The 18,845-nt window shown below is 28.3% G+C and carries 9 protein-coding genes; 8 read left to right on the top strand and 1 reads right to left on the bottom strand.

All coding sequences use genetic code 4. The annotated features are described in order from the left end of the window. Positions 1-42 precede the first annotated feature (42 nt). On the top strand, positions 43-3,366 hold the full coding sequence (locus EXC46_RS01525; protein WP_027333776.1) for a hypothetical protein: 3,324 nt from the start codon (positions 43-45) through the stop codon (positions 3,364-3,366). 31 nt (positions 3,367-3,397) lie between these two features. Here the strand turns inward: EXC46_RS01525 and EXC46_RS01530 are convergent, their stop codons facing one another. Next, positions 3,398-4,702: an aldehyde dehydrogenase family protein gene (locus EXC46_RS01530; RefSeq protein WP_027333775.1), complete on the bottom strand. Its 1,305-nt coding sequence runs from the start codon at positions 4,700-4,702 to the stop codon at positions 3,398-3,400. 298 nt (positions 4,703-5,000) lie between these two features. Between EXC46_RS01530 and EXC46_RS01535 the strand changes: the two genes are divergently transcribed. The 7 genes from EXC46_RS01535 (at position 5,001) to ftsZ (ending at position 18,810) form a co-directional block, all read left to right on the top strand. Beyond that, positions 5,001-11,201 (top strand): coiled-coil domain-containing protein, encoded by a 6,201-nt coding sequence (locus EXC46_RS01535; RefSeq protein ID WP_129622118.1) that lies wholly within the window; start codon positions 5,001-5,003, stop codon positions 11,199-11,201. Positions 11,202-12,292: 1,091 nt separating this feature from the next. After that, positions 12,293-13,984 (top strand): TrkH family potassium uptake protein, encoded by a 1,692-nt coding sequence (locus tag EXC46_RS01540; protein WP_044888935.1) that lies wholly within the window; start codon positions 12,293-12,295, stop codon positions 13,982-13,984. Between the two features lie 9 nt (positions 13,985-13,993). Then, positions 13,994-14,680: a potassium channel family protein gene (locus tag EXC46_RS01545; protein WP_027333796.1), complete on the top strand. Its 687-nt coding sequence runs from the start codon at positions 13,994-13,996 to the stop codon at positions 14,678-14,680. Between the two features lie 119 nt (positions 14,681-14,799). Beyond that, positions 14,800-15,225: a division/cell wall cluster transcriptional repressor MraZ gene (locus EXC46_RS01550; RefSeq protein ID WP_027333797.1), complete on the top strand. Its 426-nt coding sequence runs from the start codon at positions 14,800-14,802 to the stop codon at positions 15,223-15,225. Beyond that, positions 15,225-16,133, top strand: a complete 909-nt coding sequence (rsmH, locus tag EXC46_RS01555) for a 16S rRNA (cytosine(1402)-N(4))-methyltransferase RsmH (protein WP_044888936.1) — start codon at positions 15,225-15,227, stop codon at positions 16,131-16,133. Before EXC46_RS01550 ends, rsmH begins: the two co-directional genes overlap by 1 nt. A gap of 12 nt (positions 16,134-16,145) precedes the next feature. Then, positions 16,146-17,378: an MAG3720 family protein gene (locus EXC46_RS01560; protein WP_027333799.1), complete on the top strand. Its 1,233-nt coding sequence runs from the start codon at positions 16,146-16,148 to the stop codon at positions 17,376-17,378. 1 nt (position 17,379) lies between these two features. After that, positions 17,380-18,810: a cell division protein FtsZ gene (ftsZ, locus tag EXC46_RS01565; RefSeq protein WP_129622119.1), complete on the top strand. Its 1,431-nt coding sequence runs from the start codon at positions 17,380-17,382 to the stop codon at positions 18,808-18,810. Positions 18,811-18,845: the final 35 nt, after the last annotated feature.

Consider the following 18,845-nt stretch of genomic DNA (forward strand, 5'->3'; position numbering starts at 1 on the left):
GAGTATAAGATTATGATACAGAAATAAAAAAGGAGTCAGTTTATGAAAAAATCTCTTAAAGCAGCTCTTATTATTGCAGCAACTTTAACAACAACAACAGCAATTGGTACTACAGTTGCAATTTTGCTTGCAAAATCTAAAAATCAAGCTAAAAATGAAAAAGAAAAAACTGATAATAAAGCAGTTGATGATAGTATTATTAATCCAGTTGATAAGAAAGGTGAACAAAATTTAAACTCAAACAAAAATCCAAAAGAAAAAACTCCTACTGACAAAAATGTTCAAATAAATTTTGTTTTTGAAAATGAAGTAATTTCATCTGTGAATTTAACAATACCTTCATCTGATGAGTTTTTCTCTTTAGATCAAGAAGCAATTCCGACAGGTTATTTTACCAATGATAATTTAAGTCAAATTACTTATCATGAAGTAGTGAATATTTCTATTTCAAAAATTCCAAATAAAAAATTCAAAACTGTCAATTTAGAATTTAGATATTCTAATCAAGTCATTAAAACAGAAACTTTTGATGTTGAAAATAGCATAGAAAGAATTTTACTAGATAACCACATTCCAAGTGGATATCAACTTTTAGACGAGAATAATAATTCTGTTAATTATACTGCTGAAAAAATTATTGTAGAGATTGTGCCACTTACTAAAAAATCATTAATTTCATTTGTTTATGATGCTAATGTTGTTGGAAATTTTGAAATTGAAATTCCATTCAAGAAAGATTCAATTGATTTATCGTTAATTACTCTACCAAATGGATATCGCCTCAAAAACGAAATAACAAGTTTTACATATCAACCACAACTTAATTTAGAAGTTGCCCCTATTAATAAGCAAATTGTTGTTAATTTCAAGAACGGAGATCTTAAAGTTGGTGAAATTGTAATTTCGATTCCTTTTGAAAATACAACTTTTACAATCGATCAAAATCAAATACCTGAAGGTTACCAAACTAATGATTCTTTAATTGACATTCTTTATGCTCAAACAATCGAGATTAGAGTTAATTCTATTTCTAGAGAAACACAAGATGAAATTATGCAAATTCATTTTGTTTATCAAAATGAGTTAATTAACAAATTTGAAATAATCAAAAAACCAAATCAATCTGATGTTGACTTAAATAATTTCGTCTTAAAAGAAGGTTACCAAATAAACAGAAACCAAGCTAGAAACATACCTTTTACAAATGGAACAGTTCAAATTAATGTTGTGCCACTTACAAAAAATGCAATCATTGTATTTGAACATCAAGGACAAAAAATTTCTCAAATAAGCTTAAATATAGATTATTATGATAATAAATTAACAATCCCACAAGATCAAATTCCACAAAATTATAAAGCTGTAAGTACAATAACTGATATACCTTACGCTTCAACTCTCACAGTCCAAGTTAATCCGTTAACAAAGAAATTAATAATTAAGTTTATGGATGAAAATAATTTAATTAAGGAAATTAATGAAGACATAAATTATGAAATGTCAACTATTAATTTAACTAATTTAATTCCTGAAAACTACAAATTAAAAGACGAATCTCAAACTTCAATACCTTACCAAAATGGAGAAATCATTATAGAAGTTGTTTCGAAAGACGCAAGACCAGATAAAAACCCTGAAGCTCCAAAAGAAAAGGAAACAAATGATCCGTCAAATAGTGGAGATTCTAGTGTTTCACCAGCTACTAACGACGATAATCAACCAACAAGTGATAGTGGAGATCCAAATCCAGGAGCAAATAATTCGCAAGCTAAAATTCAAGAAATTAGAAATTGAGAAAGCACGATTTTAAGTGTTAAAAATAATCTAGCATCACATTTTGATAATAATGAAGCTCTTAAAAACAGCTTGGAAAATATTGATTTTAATAATTTAGAATCAAAATCAGAAGATGATCTTAATTTAATTAAAGCAAAAATAGATGAAACTATTGCAAAAGCAAATTCGATAATTGATCAAAAAATAAATGATGTAAATACTAAATACGAAACCTTTAAAGACGATGATTACTACTTTAAAGATTTTGAAGGAAGTATTAATTCTCTTTTATCAATTAAAAATCAAACTGATTTTAAAGTTAAAATTAACGATTTTAATACTAATTACAATACTTTATTGCAATTACCAAATAAAATAAATGAGTTTAAAACTAATTCAGATTCAATAACACTTGATGTAAGGGATAAATATAAATTATATTTAAAATTCTCTTATCCAAAAGAAGGAAGTGGTTCATATTTAATTGGTAATCAAAATAGTTTTGAAGTCAAAGTCACTTTAAAAGAAGCTTCAAATCCTCAAAATAGCTACGAACTTAAATATCTATATAAACTGTTAAAAACTAATCAAACAGCATTTGAGTATAAATTAACAAGAATACCTAGATCTTTTTCTAGTTTAGTAGCATCAAATATAAATTATGAAACAAGCGCTTTAACAATTCCTTTTGATTCTGTTTCAGGAAACGATGATGCACCATTAAAGTTAAGATTAAAAACTCAAGTTACTGATTTCAAAGATGAAACTTATCCTGATTCATCAAATATATTCATACGTAGAGGAGAAATGCCTGATTTAACTCCTTCAGCTAACTCTATTGTTACTAACTCGTTAGATGATTATTGATTATTCCCTAGAAGATATAAAATACAATTTCGAAAAGAGATTATAGACTTTAATAAAACCGCAGTGCAAACAAGAATTAATAACGAACAACAACAAGGTGCTTGAAATAATAAAATATCAGATAACACTCCATTCAGTTACAAAGATGCAGTATTTGTTACCCTTATGAAAGTAATTTTAGAATCTAATTTTAGTAGTGAATATTTTACAATAGATCCTAACCAAACAATTTTTACAAAACCATTTGATTCAAAAGGAAATTTTGAATTTCAAATTAAAGCAACTGTTCAAAAAGAATATGATACAAGAACAAAATTTAACAATTTAGGTGGAAGCTTTTTTGATTTTAGTTTAATTGATAAAAATATCGGTGTAAAACACCAAATTTTACAACCAGGACAACAAGTGGTTATGACATTTTCGTTAGAAAATAGTTTAAACGAAAGCATTACAATTGCGAATAATAAAGGCGAAATTTTACGTGCCACTCTAACTGAAACATTTAAAGGAGAGAACTTAAGTGGTAGAAACCCAATAGTAGGAGAATTTTCAGGATTATTCAGAATGAAATTATCTGTTGATGGACAACTGGTTTGAAATACCACAACTGCTGGTAACGATATAACGGGTCAACGAAGCAATCAAAGTCGTACACTTCCGATTTTTGCATTACAAAAAATTAAAATCAACGAAATTCCAGAACTCAAAGTTCTTGTTTATTAAACGAAAAAAGTCACATTTATACCTGTGACTTTTATTTTGCAATTTTGAGAAATTTCAAATATAAAGAAATAATTTTCTTTTTGAAGCTTGTATAAGGTCTATTTTTAACACTAAAAAGAAGATCTAGTTTAGGCTTTTTAATTAATGAACTTTTATATGAAAAAAGTTCAATCGAAGCCATTCCGCGATATCTTCCGATGCCGCTTAATTTGTGTCCACCAAAAGAAAGTTTGTTGTCTTCAAAAATAGAAATAGTGTTATTAATCATATAATTACCAGCTATAAAATTTGTGTAATACTCAATTTCTTTTTTGTTTTTTGAAAAAATGTACATTGTTAGCGGAAATGGATTTTTAGCATATAACTTATCAAATTGAGTTTGGTTTTTAAAAACAAAAAGAGGAGAAACTGGAGCAAAAATTTCTTCACTATAAATATAATCATCTAAATTTTGTTCTTGGAAAAGAATAAGGGGAGAATCGGTTTTTGCATTTCTATTTTTTAGATAATCAGTAATCTTGTTTTTACGAGGTTCAGGGATTATTTCACTTAAAACAATATTTGTAAATTCTTCTTCTTTGAATTTTCGAATAATTTTATCAACTTCTTTTATGAAACTAGCATAAACTTTTTGATGAATAAAGATATAATCAGGCGCAATACAGGTTTGACCTTTATTTAAAAGCTTACCATAGCAAAACATCTTTGAGGCATTTTTGATATTTGCATGTTCAGTAACTATAAAAGGAGATTTACCACCTAGCTCAAAGCAATATTCTGTTTTGGAAATATCAATTTTCGATAAGATGAATTCTGCGGTTTTATTATTTCCGGTGAAAAAAACAAAATCATATTCATTTTGTTCAAAAGTTTCGCCAATTGATTCAAAATGATCAATTTTAATAAAAGAGCTATCAGGATCAATCGCTTTAATTAAACTTTTGATAACTTTATTTAATTCTTTTGAATAAGGATGTAACTTAATTGTTGTAATATTTCCTGCTGCAATTGAACCAACAAGCGGAACAAAAAGAAGTTGAAAAGGATAATTTCAAGCATTCATGAGAAGCACGTTCCCGCGGGGGTTGTAAATATAACCGATCCTCTTATTTAATGAAAATTTTTGGTAACTATAAAATGAATCTTTCTTAATTTTTTTGAGAAAGAAATTAATCTCTTTGATTGTTGGAATAATCTCGGTTAACATCACTTCGTAATGTTGTTTTGCTAAATCTTTAGAAAGTGCCTTGCTTATTGTCTTGAGATTATCAAAAATGACTTTTTTCATTCTTTTTAATAACTTGATTTTGTGTTCGTAATTTAAAATATTTTTCATGCTAAAACCTTTCTTTTAATTATAGCATTTTCAAAAAATATCTCTATTAGCCGATATTCAAAGCAAAAAAAGCCAGCTTTTTTAAAGCTGACCACCAAAATTTTCGCACACTCAAAAATTTGTGAAAATCTCTCACTTCTGCAAAAATCTGCAAAAAAAAGATTAAAATTTATATAGGTATTATTAAATTATTAACCTAAAGTTTAAAAGTTCTCTTTTTAGAAAGCTTTTTTGCATAATGTGCATTATTTTTAAACTAAATAAACATGTTATTAATTTTCATAATATGAGGTAGAAAATGAAAAAAATGAAAATAGTTTTAGGATCATTTGGAATTATCACTATCGCATCCCCTACTTTAGTGCTTTCAACTTCAACTAATGAAACTGATTTAAACGACGTCTCTATTGTTGGTGAGAGACCGCTTTCAATTGCTTTTGCCGATAAAAGTAAAATGACTTTTACAAATCCACAGCACTATCAATACAACTTCAAAGATGGTACTTTCAAAAGCAACTATTACTTTAATCAAGGTTTTGATAGAACTCTTTATGGTAATAAAGATTATTCTATTGCAACCATCAAAATGAAAGGTGAAAGAGATAATAAATTAGAAAATCAAGATCTTTGATACGAAAGCGAGCAAGAGTGAGAAGTTACATTTAACCGAACCGCACCGTTCTTAAAAATCGAGGGATATGATTTTGATATGTGAAGCAGTTCGCCACGCTTTGGTATTGTATTATCTAAAGCGCTAGAGTTTGTGGAAGACAGTGTAGAAATTACAGTTTATAAAAGCACTCAATCTGAAGAAGTTTATAAAACACTAAAAGCTCCAAGAATCACAAATAAGATTAAGGATCTTGAGTTTAAGATGAATAATATTGTTAAAGATATTCCGATTCCAAACAAATATAATTCAGAATGATTAGGTTATTTAACTAGCTACAACAGATGAACATCTTCACTTGTTACTTGAGAAGGTGCTCGAAGATTAGAACCTACTTGAAAACCTAATGATAAGTATCAAGATCTTTTAACTGATTGACGTCACGGTGCTAGTGCGGATTCGCAACCAATTAGAGCTTACTTTATAGACAACTGAAGAAGTGAACTTGAAGATCTTATAAATAAAAAAGGTGGTAATAGATTTTGATATCCACCTAAATCAATTGTTGATGGAACTGTTAAGTCAGGTAAAAACTGACCCAATAATTGACAAATGAGTAAAAAATTCCGAGATAACGTAGGTACAATTCTTGGTTTTGGTTACAACACCGGTCCAAAACCTACATTAGATTTCAACGATCAAAACTGATTTAAAATTACATTCAAAACTCGTAAAAATCAATCGATGTTTGATAAGAAAAATACTGGTGGATTAGCTTATGTAATGGCTGGTTGAACAACATATGATAAAAATGTTGATCTTTATAGTTTTAACTGAAAAGCTGCTGATGTTAATCCTACACGTCAAAACTATTCAATCGACATTAAAGAATACCGTGAAAAAAACGTTGAATATAAATTACCTGAGTCGGTTGAATTTACATTAGTTAAACCTAAAGGATCAGATCAACCAGCAGTTCAAGTTCCTGATAGCGAAATCAAGTTAGATGTAGATAGAAAAAGAAGAAATGCCGACAATTGATATTCACGTACTTTTGGTTCAATTGATTTGGAAACTGCTAGAGATTTTTGAATTACTAAATCACCTAATAATAATTCCGATGTATTTGTATACCCTACTTGAACATTAAAAACTGAAATTAGCAATTTTGACGAAGATATTTGAGATATTGAAATTTCAGATGCTCAAATCGATCCAAAAGATCCAAACCGTTTAATTTTTAATGCTAAATATGTAATTAATGATTTTAAACTTAAGAGACTTAAATCTAAAAAATTCGTTGAAGATTCAGCTAATTTTGTTAATCTAAATAAAGCACAACGTGAAGAATTTGTAAGATTAGTAAAATTAACTCAAAATGAAGAACAATTAAAAGAATTGATTGATCTTGATAACCAAAATAACGGAAGAATTAAAGATGTTGATTCAAAAATGGAAGAGTTAAATCTTTTATTTAAAAAATCAAGTGACTTTAGAAGAAATAATCCTTCATTTAACAATTACGACCAAACATACAAGGATACTTTTAATGCGGTCTTACTCCATGTTTTTCGTACAAAAGAAGGTAAGATGGTTACTACTTCTGAAGTTCAAAATGAAATCGACAAGATTGAAACTCTTTGAAATTACTTTGATACATTAGAAAAAATTAATAAATTAAGTAATTTATCACCTGCTCAAAAAACTCATTTTATAGATCAAGTGAATGGTGCAATGAAAAATGATGCTTCTACTAAAGATGAGAAACTTTCAGTCTTTAAGGATGCTTTAACCAATGCTAAAAAAGTTGATTCAGTAATGAAAAAACTTCAAAAAATGATTAAAAAATCAGAAGCCGCTAAAGCTGACAAAGATACATATGATACATATGAAGAAGCTTCTAAAAATACATTCGAAGAAGCATTGCGAAAAGCTAAAAACGAAAAAGATGCAGCAACAAACATCGAAACTCTTGATGAGTTATACGAAAAATTAAAAGATGCATACAATGATTTAAACACTGCAAATCCTGAAAATAATTTAAAAGATAAAAAAGATGAAGCAATTTCGTTATTAGATCAATTAGAAAATATTAACGAAAAACAAAAAAATGAGCTTGAATTAAAAATTGAAGAAGCAACTTCACAAGATGAAATCGACAGAATAATCAAATCAAAAGAAGATAATGGAGTTACAACTCTTGAAGGTTCTGCAAAAAACTTAGATGACAAAATGAAAGCTCTTAAAGAGTTAATTGAAAAATCAGAAACTTTAAAAAATAGTAATGATATCAAATATACTCAAGCTGATGAAGATAAACAAGACGCTTTCAAAAAAGCAATTGATGATGCTAAAAATGCTTTAAGTTCTTTAGATTCGGAAATTGCTAATGCAGCAAAGGAATTTAATGCTCTAGATGATGCTAAACAAGCATTAAATGGTGAACAAAATCTTAAAAATGCAAAAGATCAAGCTAAATATTTAGTTGCAAATCTTGAAAACTTGAATGAAAAACAAAAAAATGAGCTTGAATTAAAAATTGAAGAAGCAACTTCACAAGATGAAATCGACAGAATAATCAAATCAAAAGAAGATAATGGAGTTACAACTCTTGAAGGTTCTGCAAAAAACTTAGATGACAAAATGAAAGCTCTTAAAGAGTTAATTGAAAAATCAGAAACTTTAAAAAATAGTAATGATATCAAATATACTCAAGCTGATGAAGATAAACAAGACGCTTTCAAAAAAGCAATTGTTGATGCTAAAAATGCTTTAAGTTCTTTAGATTCGGAAATTGCTAATGCAGCAAAGGAATTTAATGCTCTAGATGATGCTAAACAAGCATTAAATGGTGAACAAAATCTTAAAAATGCAAAAGATCAAGCTAAATATTTAGTTGCAAATCTTGAAAACTTGAATGAAAAACAAAAAAATGAGCTTGAATTAAAAATTGAAGAAGCAACTTCACAAGATGAAATCGACAGAATAATCAAATCAAAAGAAGATAATGGAGTTACAACTCTTGAAGGTTCTGCAAAAAACTTAGATGACAAAATGAAAGCTCTTAAAGAGTTAATTGAAAAATCAGAAACTTTAAAAAATAGTAATGATATCAAATATACTCAAGCTGATGAAGATAAACAAGACGCTTTCAAAAAAGCAATTGTTGATGCTAAAAATGCTTTAAGTTCTTTAGATTCGGAAATTGCTAATGCAGCAAAGGAATTTAATGCTCTAGATGATGCTAAACAAGCATTAAATGGTGAACAAAATCTTAAAAATGCAAAAGATCAAGCTAAATATTTAGTTGCAAATCTTGAAAACTTGAATGAAAAACAAAAAAATGAGCTTGAATTAAAAATTGAAGAAGCAACTTCACAAGATGAAATCGACAGAATAATCAAATCAAAAGAAGATAATGGAGTTACAACTCTTGAAGGTTCTGCAAAAAACTTAGATGACAAAATGAAAGCTCTTAAAGAGTTAATTGAAAAATCAGAAACTTTAAAAAATAGTAATGATATCAAATATACTCAAGCTGATGAAGATAAACAAGACGCTTTCAAAAAAGCAATTGATGATGCTAAAAATGCTTTAAGTTCTTTAGATTCGGAAATTGCTAATGCAGCAAAGGAATTTAATGCTCTAGATGATGCTAAACAAGCATTAAATGGTGAACAAAATCTTAAAAATGCAAAAGATCAAGCTAAATATTTAGTTGCAAATCTTGAAAACTTGAATGAAAAACAAAAAGAAGCAATTAATAATTTAATTGATTCAAAAAATTCAATTCATGACGTTAATGAAATCATTAGTAAAAGTGAGCAACAAAATGGATCAGTAGTTATTAGCGGTCCAGCTAAAAATCTAGATGATGCAATGAAAGAGTTAAGAGCTCAAATTGATAAATCTCAACTTGTTAAACTAACTAATAAATATAATAAAGCAGATCAAAATCTTAAAGATGCGTTTGATCAATCATTAAAAGGTGCAACCGCAAAAAGAGATGAACAAAACGACAATAACAACAATAATACAATCGATTTTGACAGTGAAATTGATAAAATAAATCTTCTTAAGGGTGAACTTAAAAAAGATACTGCTGTATTAAATGGTATGGTTAGTGCTAAAGATGAAATTATTGATAAAATTGCAACAGATAATAATCTTACTATTGCAGAAAAAGTTCAATTAATTAATTTGTTAGACGAAGCTAAAGATGATGCAAAAATCAAGGAAATTCAAAGTTTCAAAGATCAATTATCTGATAAAACCAAAGAATTAAGAGAACTACAAGAAAAAGCAAAAGAAATCAAAAATAGTGACGTCTATAAAAATGCTGATGATGAGAAAAAGATTAATTTAAGTAACCAAATTGATGAAAATAGTGCATTTTTAGATGATACAACTAATGATGAAGATTACTACAACAATCACGAAAACGTAAATGATATTTTAAATGAAATTGAGAGATTAAAACAAGAAACTCAAGAAGCAATTGATCAATTAAGTGCTAGTGCAAAAGCTAATCGAGATCAATCGGAATCAAATGCAATTCTTTCATTAGATGATTTAACTTATCTAAATAATGCTCAAAAATCTAACTTCATTTATGAAATTCAAAATGCACCAGTAATTAAAGGTGAGTCAAATTCAATTGAAGAAATTGTTAAACAAGCTAAAGTAGTAAACGGCAAAATGCGTGAATTACACGAATATGTAGAAAATATAGTTCAAAAAGGTAATGATTCAGATCCTTATTTAGATAATAATTACATTGAGGCAGATCAAAAATTAAAAGATAACTTCAAAGAATCTTACGAAAAAGCTCTTTATAACTTAAATAAAGATACTGGAAATAATCTTGCAGCAAGCGAAATTGATGAAGTATTAGTTAAATTAAAACAAGATTACGAAGCTCTAAATGGAAATCAAAGACGTACAGAAAAAATTAAAGAACTTCAAGATTTAATTGATAAGGAAGAAGAAGTTCACAATAGTGTAGATTATCAAAATGGTGAGTCTGAAAAACAAGAAAATTATGACAATGCAATTCAAAACGGTAAAGACATTATTAGAGACTCTGACAAACACAATTTAGATCAAATTCAAGATGCAATCGATCAAATTAAAGAAGCTAAAAAAGTACTATATGATGCTAATTACAATAAGAAAAAAGAAGATTTAATTAACTTTGTTAAAAATCAAGAACACTTAAGTGATTCAGATAAAGAACAATTAATCGACAAAATCAAAAATACAGAGTTTAAAGATGATAGTCAATTTAACGACGTCAAAAACCAAGTTTCTGAAGTTGATAAGTTAATTGAAAAATTATTAAATCCTGAAACTAACACTAAATTAAGCGACGCAGAAATTGATCAAATTTTAGACAAAATCAAAGAAGCTGGAATTAATAATGAAGATTATGTTAAAGTTGGACAAGCTCTTAAAAATCTTAAACAACTTAAAGATGCATTAGAACAATATCGAAATTCAACTATTTCAGTTCCAGAATATCCAATTAAAAAATCTCATTTAGAAGATTTGATTAATCAATTAAGTCATTCACAACTAAAAGATCCTAAGATTCAAGCAGCTTATGATAAAGTTAAAGAACAACAAGATAAAATCGCAAAAGTGGGTAAAATAGAAATTAATCTTGTTGATGCAATCATGAAAAAAGATAAGCAAATGTTTGATCAAAACATGAATAAATTAAAATTAGTTGATCCACAAAAATACGCTGAATTCACTAAAGAATTAGATGAAATTAATTACTTTGAATTAGTTATAAAAGATTACAATGCATTAGTTGATGAAGAAATTGAAAAACTTGCTAACTTAACTCAAAAAGATGCTTCAAATGTTATTTTCAATGCTGCATAAAATCACTATGAAGCAATCAAAGGATTTAAGATTAAAGATAAATTAAGTGTATGATGATACATTTTATTAGCTCTTTGAGGTGTGCTTACTATTCCGTTTGTTTACCTTATTGCTAAAAACAAAAAATCAAAATAAACCAAATTAATTAAACACAGAAACAAAACTTCTATGTTTTTTCCCGCATTTCCCACTTGCGGGATTTTTTTATACTTTTTTTAATGTACATATTTATTTATAAATATGTAAAAAACTAGTATCGTACTAGAAAAAATGTGGTTTCATTAAACAATGATGAAAAAAGAAAACTCAAAAAGAACTTGAATTGTTTGTGTTTCGAAACAGTCTTCTGAAAAATATATACAAATCAGTTATAGAAAGAAAAAAGAAAGGGATGCGAAACAAGATTGGGTATTGGATATAAGCATGATTATCTAAAATATCAAAAAAATCCAATTGAAAACATTAAAAAAATTATTAAAGATATTCCGCTAGCAACAAAAAAAAGAAAAAATTATAGAAATAATTAACGAAAAAGTAAAAAACAACCAAAAAAATCTATATGAACTTTATGAAAGATATAAAGGATTAGATGTTCTTTCTGCGTTAATTGATTATTTTGACATTTTTAAAGATTGTAAGAAAACAAAATCGATTAGTTTAAATGAAGTTGTCAAACAGCAAATTTACCAAAGAATAAAAGATCTTTTAAGTATTTTCGGAACTTATAGTATTTTAAAAAAGCAAGAAGTAAACTAGGACAGCAAATATGGTTGTGTCCATATTTGCTGTCCTAGTTTAACTTGTGATTTTGTTGTGATATTTAAATTTTGAAATAATTTAAATTTATTTAACATATTTGTCCTTTCCTTTTTGAGATAGTTAACATTCAACTAACATAAAAAATTATGTAACGGTCAAAATTAATTTCGAAAAGATTTTTAAAATTTTTCTATCTTTGAATATTTTGTTTAAAATAATTATCATATTCATAAATTCAATTGGAAAGTTGGATTTAATAAAATATAAGATTGAAACTAAAAAAGTTTATAATTTTATTATTAGTTTTTAAATCTCTTTAGAAAGGAGATGTTTTGAAATTTTCTGAAAAAATTGCTAGAAAATTTAAACAAAGTAAATTTAAAATAGCCTTAGATAAATTTTGGTATTGAAAAAGCAATATTTCAAAATTAAAATATCTCTTATTTGTTTATTTTGTCATAATTTTAATTTCGAGTTTATTACTTTTTTCACCTTGAACTCAAAATTTAAGTCCTGAAAACGAAAAAATTAGTTATTTAGATGCTGTTTTTACAACTGCTAGTGCATTTAGTGATACTGGTTTAGTTGTCAAAAATACTTTTAGTCACTGAAATATTTTTGGTCAAGGAATTATCACAATTTTAATTTTATTTGGTGGAATTGGTTTTTTTGCTCTCAAATTCTTTGTTATCACTTATATTTTTAGACGGAGATCATCTTCGCTTGGAGATATGATGTTAATTCAAACAGAGCGGGGAAGTACCGAAGAGAGAAAAACTTCTCGTTTAATTATTTCGTCAGTGAAGTTTTTATTTATCACAATCTTTATTTTTTCTATCATCTTAAGTCTTTACTTTTATTTTACAGACATTAAGACGACAAGTTCGATTTTAAATAGTTTAAATAATGAGTATATTAATCCAAAAGGAAATTGAGGATTAGCTATTCGTTTTGGTATTTTCCATACAATTTCTGCAATTAATAATGCAGGATTTGACATTATTTCTGGAAAATCTTTAAGTCCTTACTATAAAGATTACTTTTTACAGTTTTGTTTTATAGTTTTATTAATTATAGGCGGAATAGGATATCCTGTAATTTATGATTTAAGATGCTTTATCTTACATAAAATGAGAAGAAAATCAAGAAGGTATCGTTTTACTTTATTTACTAAAGTTTCACTCATTATGTATTTAATTGTTTTTTTAGTTGGTTTTATTTCAACAAGTTTATTTGAGCTTTTAAGCCAAGATCCAAATTCTTTTTGAAATCGAATTGATGTTTCACAAGCTAATGAACCAATTAAAGTTTCTTATAATAATTATTTAGAAGCATTAAAAACAAACACATTAAGTGAATCATTAAAAAAATTTCCGGAATTAAAAAATTATTATTATTACGGAAATAGTTTTAACAAAATTTTCGCTATCTTCTTCACTTCACTTTCAACTAGAAGTGCTGGCTTTGCTACTTTTGATTTAGCTGATTTAACAAAACCAAGTATTACTATTTATACTATTATGATGGTTATTGGTGCAGCACCTGCAAGTACGGGTGGAGGTATTCGAACCACAACTTTTGCACTCTTTGTCATGTCGATTTTTTCTATTTTAGCAGGATGACCAAGAGTCAGAATGTTTAAAAGAGCAATCAACAAAGATACTGTTTCAATGTCGTCGCATGTTATTGGTATAGCACTTGTAATTCTTTCTTTAGCTACTCTAATTTGCGCGACAACTCTTTTATCTCACAACCTGGAATGAGTTAAGGAGCTTAATAACGGGAATTTAGATGTTAAAAAATTCGGAATGGGTTCGGTGCTTTTTGAAGTTGCTAGTGCTTTCGGAACAACAGGTCTATCAACTGGGATTACACAATATCTCAATGCAACTGCTAAAATCACTTTAATTGTTGTTATGTTTGTTGGGCAATTTGGTATTTCTTCGACACTACTTGTTTGAAAAAGAAAGAAAAATAATTCACGTAAATTCGAATATGTTGATGGTGACATCGCAATTGGTTAGGAGTTTTTTATGAAAGTTAAATATAAAAATGATATCGCAGTTATAGGAACAGGAAGATTTGGTTCTGCTGTAATTGATCAACTTATTAAATTAGGTAAAAATATTTTAATAGTAGACAAAAGCGAAGAAGAAGCAAAAGTTTATTCTGATGAAGTTCAAAGAGTTGTTATTGCAGATGCTGCTGATATGAGAGCACTTAAAGGAATTAGAATTGATCAAATGGAAACAGTTGTTGTAGCTGTATCTGACAACATCGAAATTGTAGCTGCACTTTTAGAACTTAATGTTAAAAACATTATTGCTCGCGCAAAAAGCGAAAGACATGCTAGAGTTTTAAAACAAATTGGTGTTAGTGTAATTATTCGGCCAGAACATGAAGCAGGAACTAGAGCTGCCTTGATAGCTGCAAACAATGATTTTATTAATTATTCTGAAAATCTTTTTGAATTTGAATCTAATTTTGTTATTGGAACCACAACTTTAAAAAATCACGAACTAATTGATAAACCAATTCGTGATCTTAAATTACCAGAAAGAGGAATCAACATTGTTTTAATTAAACGTGATGGAACCCCTCATATGGCGACAGCTTCAGGACAACTTAAATTTAATGATAGTTTAACAATAATAGGAAATGTTTCGGATGTTCAAGCTGCTTTAAAATGATTTAATGAAGAAAACGAACAAGAACAGTAAAAATGAAAAAAAGTAATTGTTTTTTCACATATGGTGGAAAACAATTATTTTTTTATTTTTTTTATTTAATTAACTTATTAATTATGTACAATAATGGTGGATAGTGGGAGGAAGTGGTAATGTATGGACAACAAGTTCGTAATATTGACGATAAGTCAAGAGTAGTTCTTCCTTCAAATTTTAGGGACTTATTAGGTTCGAAGTTTTATATTACGATGGGTTTTGACGGAAACGCAGAATTAAGATCGGAAGAAAACTTCAAAAAATACGTATCCATGCTAGAAGATAAGAGTTATTTCGATAGAAAGGTCAGAATTCTTACCCGGACTATTTTGGGTAACGCTGTCGAAGTTGCGCTGGATAATCAAAACAGAATGAGTTTACCGAAAAATATTATCGAAAAGCTATCCATTACAAAAGAAGTAGTTTTTGTAGGAGCAGGTTCAATTATTGAACTTTGATCTAAAGAAAGCTTTGAAGAATTCGAAAATCAGTTTAGCCCAGATGATATTGCAAATATAGCACAGGAGATTTCAAAACAATAATGGAACAATCAAAATTACATTATTCCGTATTATTAAATGAAACTATTGATGCTCTCGATATTAAACCTGATGGAATCTATGTTGATTTAACATTAGGTATGGGAGGACATTCTTCGGCAATTCTGAAACATCTTAAAAATGGTAAATTATATGCTTTTGACAAGGATGATTTTGCACTAGAAAAGTCAGACATTCGACTCAGAAATATAGGTTCTAATTATCAATTAATTAAAAGTGATTTCAAGGATATAAAATCGAAATTAAGTGAATTAGGAATTTACCAAGTTGACGGAATTATTGCTGATTTAGGAATTTCTTCACCTCAAGTAGATCAAGCAGATCGCGGTTTTAGTTATAATAAAGACGCTTTTTTAGACATGCGTATGGATCGCAGTCAAGAATTAACGGCTTATAAGGTTGTTAATGAATATAGTGAACAAGAATTGTCAGATATTTTATGAAAATATGCTGATGTAAAACTTAATAAAAGAGTTGCGAAAGCAATCGTGGAAAATCGTCCAATTCAAAACACTATGGAATTGGTTGAGATTATCAAATCTGTCTATCCCGCAGCTTTATTAAGTAAAAAAAACCCTGCTAAAGCTGTTTTTCAAGCCTTACGGATTGAGGTTAATAATGAACTCGCTTCACTTGAAATAATGATGGAAGATGCTCTGGCTTTATTAAAGCCAAAAGGAGTTCTTGCAATCATAACTTTCCATTCAATCGAAGATAAAATTGTTAAAAATTTTTTCAAAGAAAAAACGAGCAATTTAATGCCAAGTAAAATGCCAATAATGGAAATTAAGCGATATATCGCTAAACAAATCAAACCTTCTAAACAGGAACTAGAAGAAAATAAGCGCTCTCGAAGTGCTAAATTAAGGGTGATTCAAAAAGTTGATTAGAAAGGAAAAGATATGAAACATTTTTTAAATTTTCATTTAATCAACTCTAAAAAAGTCAAAATCACACTTATTAAACATGAACTTAATAAATATTATAATGGCGGATTAAATTTTCTTGTAAAACTCAATTCCGGTAAAGAACAAGAAAATGCCATTCATAAAATTCAAAATTTTTTACTTGTAAATAAAAAAGAACAAGAAAATTTTGATTTACAAATTAATGTACTTTTCGAAGATTCAATTTTCAAATCTTTGAAAACACAAAATATTGTTTTAAATCTAAAAAAAGCTGATTTTCATGAAGAAAGTTTCAGGACATCACTTTTACCGAATTTCTTTGAAATTGAATTTCAAAAGAAAATAGTTCAAACAATTGACCGTAATTATGAATTTTTACACCATCCATATATGGTCACAATCAAAAAAGATAATGTTATAAAAATTTATCGTGACATTCCTACAAATAAAGAATTTGATAGTATTTTGCAACATTATTTTATATATACATTCTCAAAGGATGAACCAGTCCTTAAGAATATCAATCAATTCATAGAGTTATTAAACTTAAAAGCAAAAGTAAATTATTTATTTAAATCTCAGTTGCTTGCAAGTTATTTGACAAACACTAAAAAACCAATTTTAGTTGTTAATATTGACAAAAATTACATTACTCTTAATGTGACAAGACTTGGTAAAGTTGTTGATTACCAAAGACTTGAAGTGGGTACTTCGAGTTTTATCAAAGCTTTTCTAAATTCTTTCAATAAATTAAGTAAAGATGAAATTTTAAGTCGTTTAACTTATATACACCAAACAAGCGAAAAAGATTTAGCTGATGATTTACATCTTAAGCAACTCAAAAATGGATTGGATAAATTGCTATCTTTCTTACATTATGAAATTAATCGTAGAATTAATGAATTTAATTCGAAACATAATGCTAAAATTATTACTGAAATTGCCTTTACTGGTGAACTGGCTTGATTGGTAAATAGTTTAATGGATTATTTTGAAATCAAATCACCGCAATTCAATGTTAGTTCAATTGAAAGTAAGAATGATTTATTTATTCAATCTGAATACAATGACAAAATTATCAACCAATTAGTTTATTATGGCGATAAACTAATGGTTGATAATGATCAAGTCCAAACACAAACTAGTGAAATTGAAATTGGAAAAGCCAGTCCAAAATCATTTTTACATAAATTAAAGGAATTTTTAACATTACAAAAAGGAGAATAAAATGGACTGAATCTTTAACGATGAAATAGTTAATAAAGAAAAAGAAACAGAAGCACTTGTTAATAAAAATACTGCCAATATCTCATTAAAAGTTATAGGTGTAGGAGGTGGAGGTAACAACGCTGTTAAGATGATGCTTTCGGATCGTTTCACCAATGTTGATTTTATTATAGCTAATACAGACGCTCAAGCATTAGCAACCAACGAATGTCCTCATAAAATTCCTTTAGGTAAAGAAGGACGTGGTCTTGGAGCCGGAAGTGATCCTTCTGTTGGAGCAACAGCTGCAAAAGAAAGTTCTGAAAAAATCCAAGAAGCCCTTAAAGGCGCTGACGTGGTGGTTATTGCCGCAGGGTTTGGTGGAGGAACCGGAACTGGTGCAGCCCCTGTTGTTGCTGAAATTGCAAAAAACAACGGAGCTTTAACAATTGGGATTGTAACTACACCATTCTTATACGAAGGTAACAAGAGAAAAAAAGTTGCTAAAGAAGGAATTGAACAACTTAAAAAATATGTTGATTCATACATTATTCTTTCAAACGATAAATTAGCTGATAGCTTTGGTGATTTACCAATTGAAGACACATTTAAACTTTCAAACGTATCACTTAAAAATATTATCTTATCAATCCACGATATACTTTATCGTATTGGAACAATTAATATCGACTATGCTGATGTTAGAAAAATCTTATCTAATGCTGGACTTACTGTGGTAGGTATAGGACAAGCAACAGGTAAAGATCGTGCCGTGAAAGCTGTTGATAAAGCGTTTGAACAAAACCTATACGAAAACAATATCAAAACTGCAAGCAAGATTTTAGTTAACATTCAATATGACAAAAATTCATCAATTAACGAAATCAGAAAAGCAGTTAATAGAGTACATGAATTATTAGGTGAGAACCAAGAAAGTGATGAATACGAATGCATCATTGGACAAGAAATGGTTCAAACCAAAGACAATTCAGAAATCTTCAAAGTTTCTATTATCGCTGGTGGAGCAGATATTAATTCTGTTGCTACAGTTTACCAAACTGAAGGTCCAGCTGATTTAGTACTAGACAATGACGTTATTACTAAAGAGGTTCTTATGAATGAAGAAGATCTTGTAGCTGATAATGATTTTGTCAGTAGTAACCAAGTAAGAGAAAATACAGTCGTAGAAGAAGTATTTGCGGAACAACCGGAAGTTGAAGAAAAACCACAAGTACAACCTGCATCTATTGCTTATAACTACAATACAGAATCAGAAACAGTTGTCAAATCTGAACCAATCAGAGAATACGCTGAACGTAAAAACGAACACATTTCAACTATTGAAATCAGTTCTATTTTTGACATTAAAGCCGATGATGACAAAGGCTACTCACGTTTATATGAAATAGAACCCGAAGACGATGATGATGACAACGAAACTACTCCGTGATAATTCGATGTTGCGAAGAAGAATTACAGAGTTTTCGT

The organism is Mycoplasmopsis glycophila, assembly GCF_900660605.1.
Lineage (GTDB): Bacteria > Bacillota_I > Bacilli_A > Mycoplasmatales > Metamycoplasmataceae > Mycoplasmopsis > Mycoplasmopsis glycophila.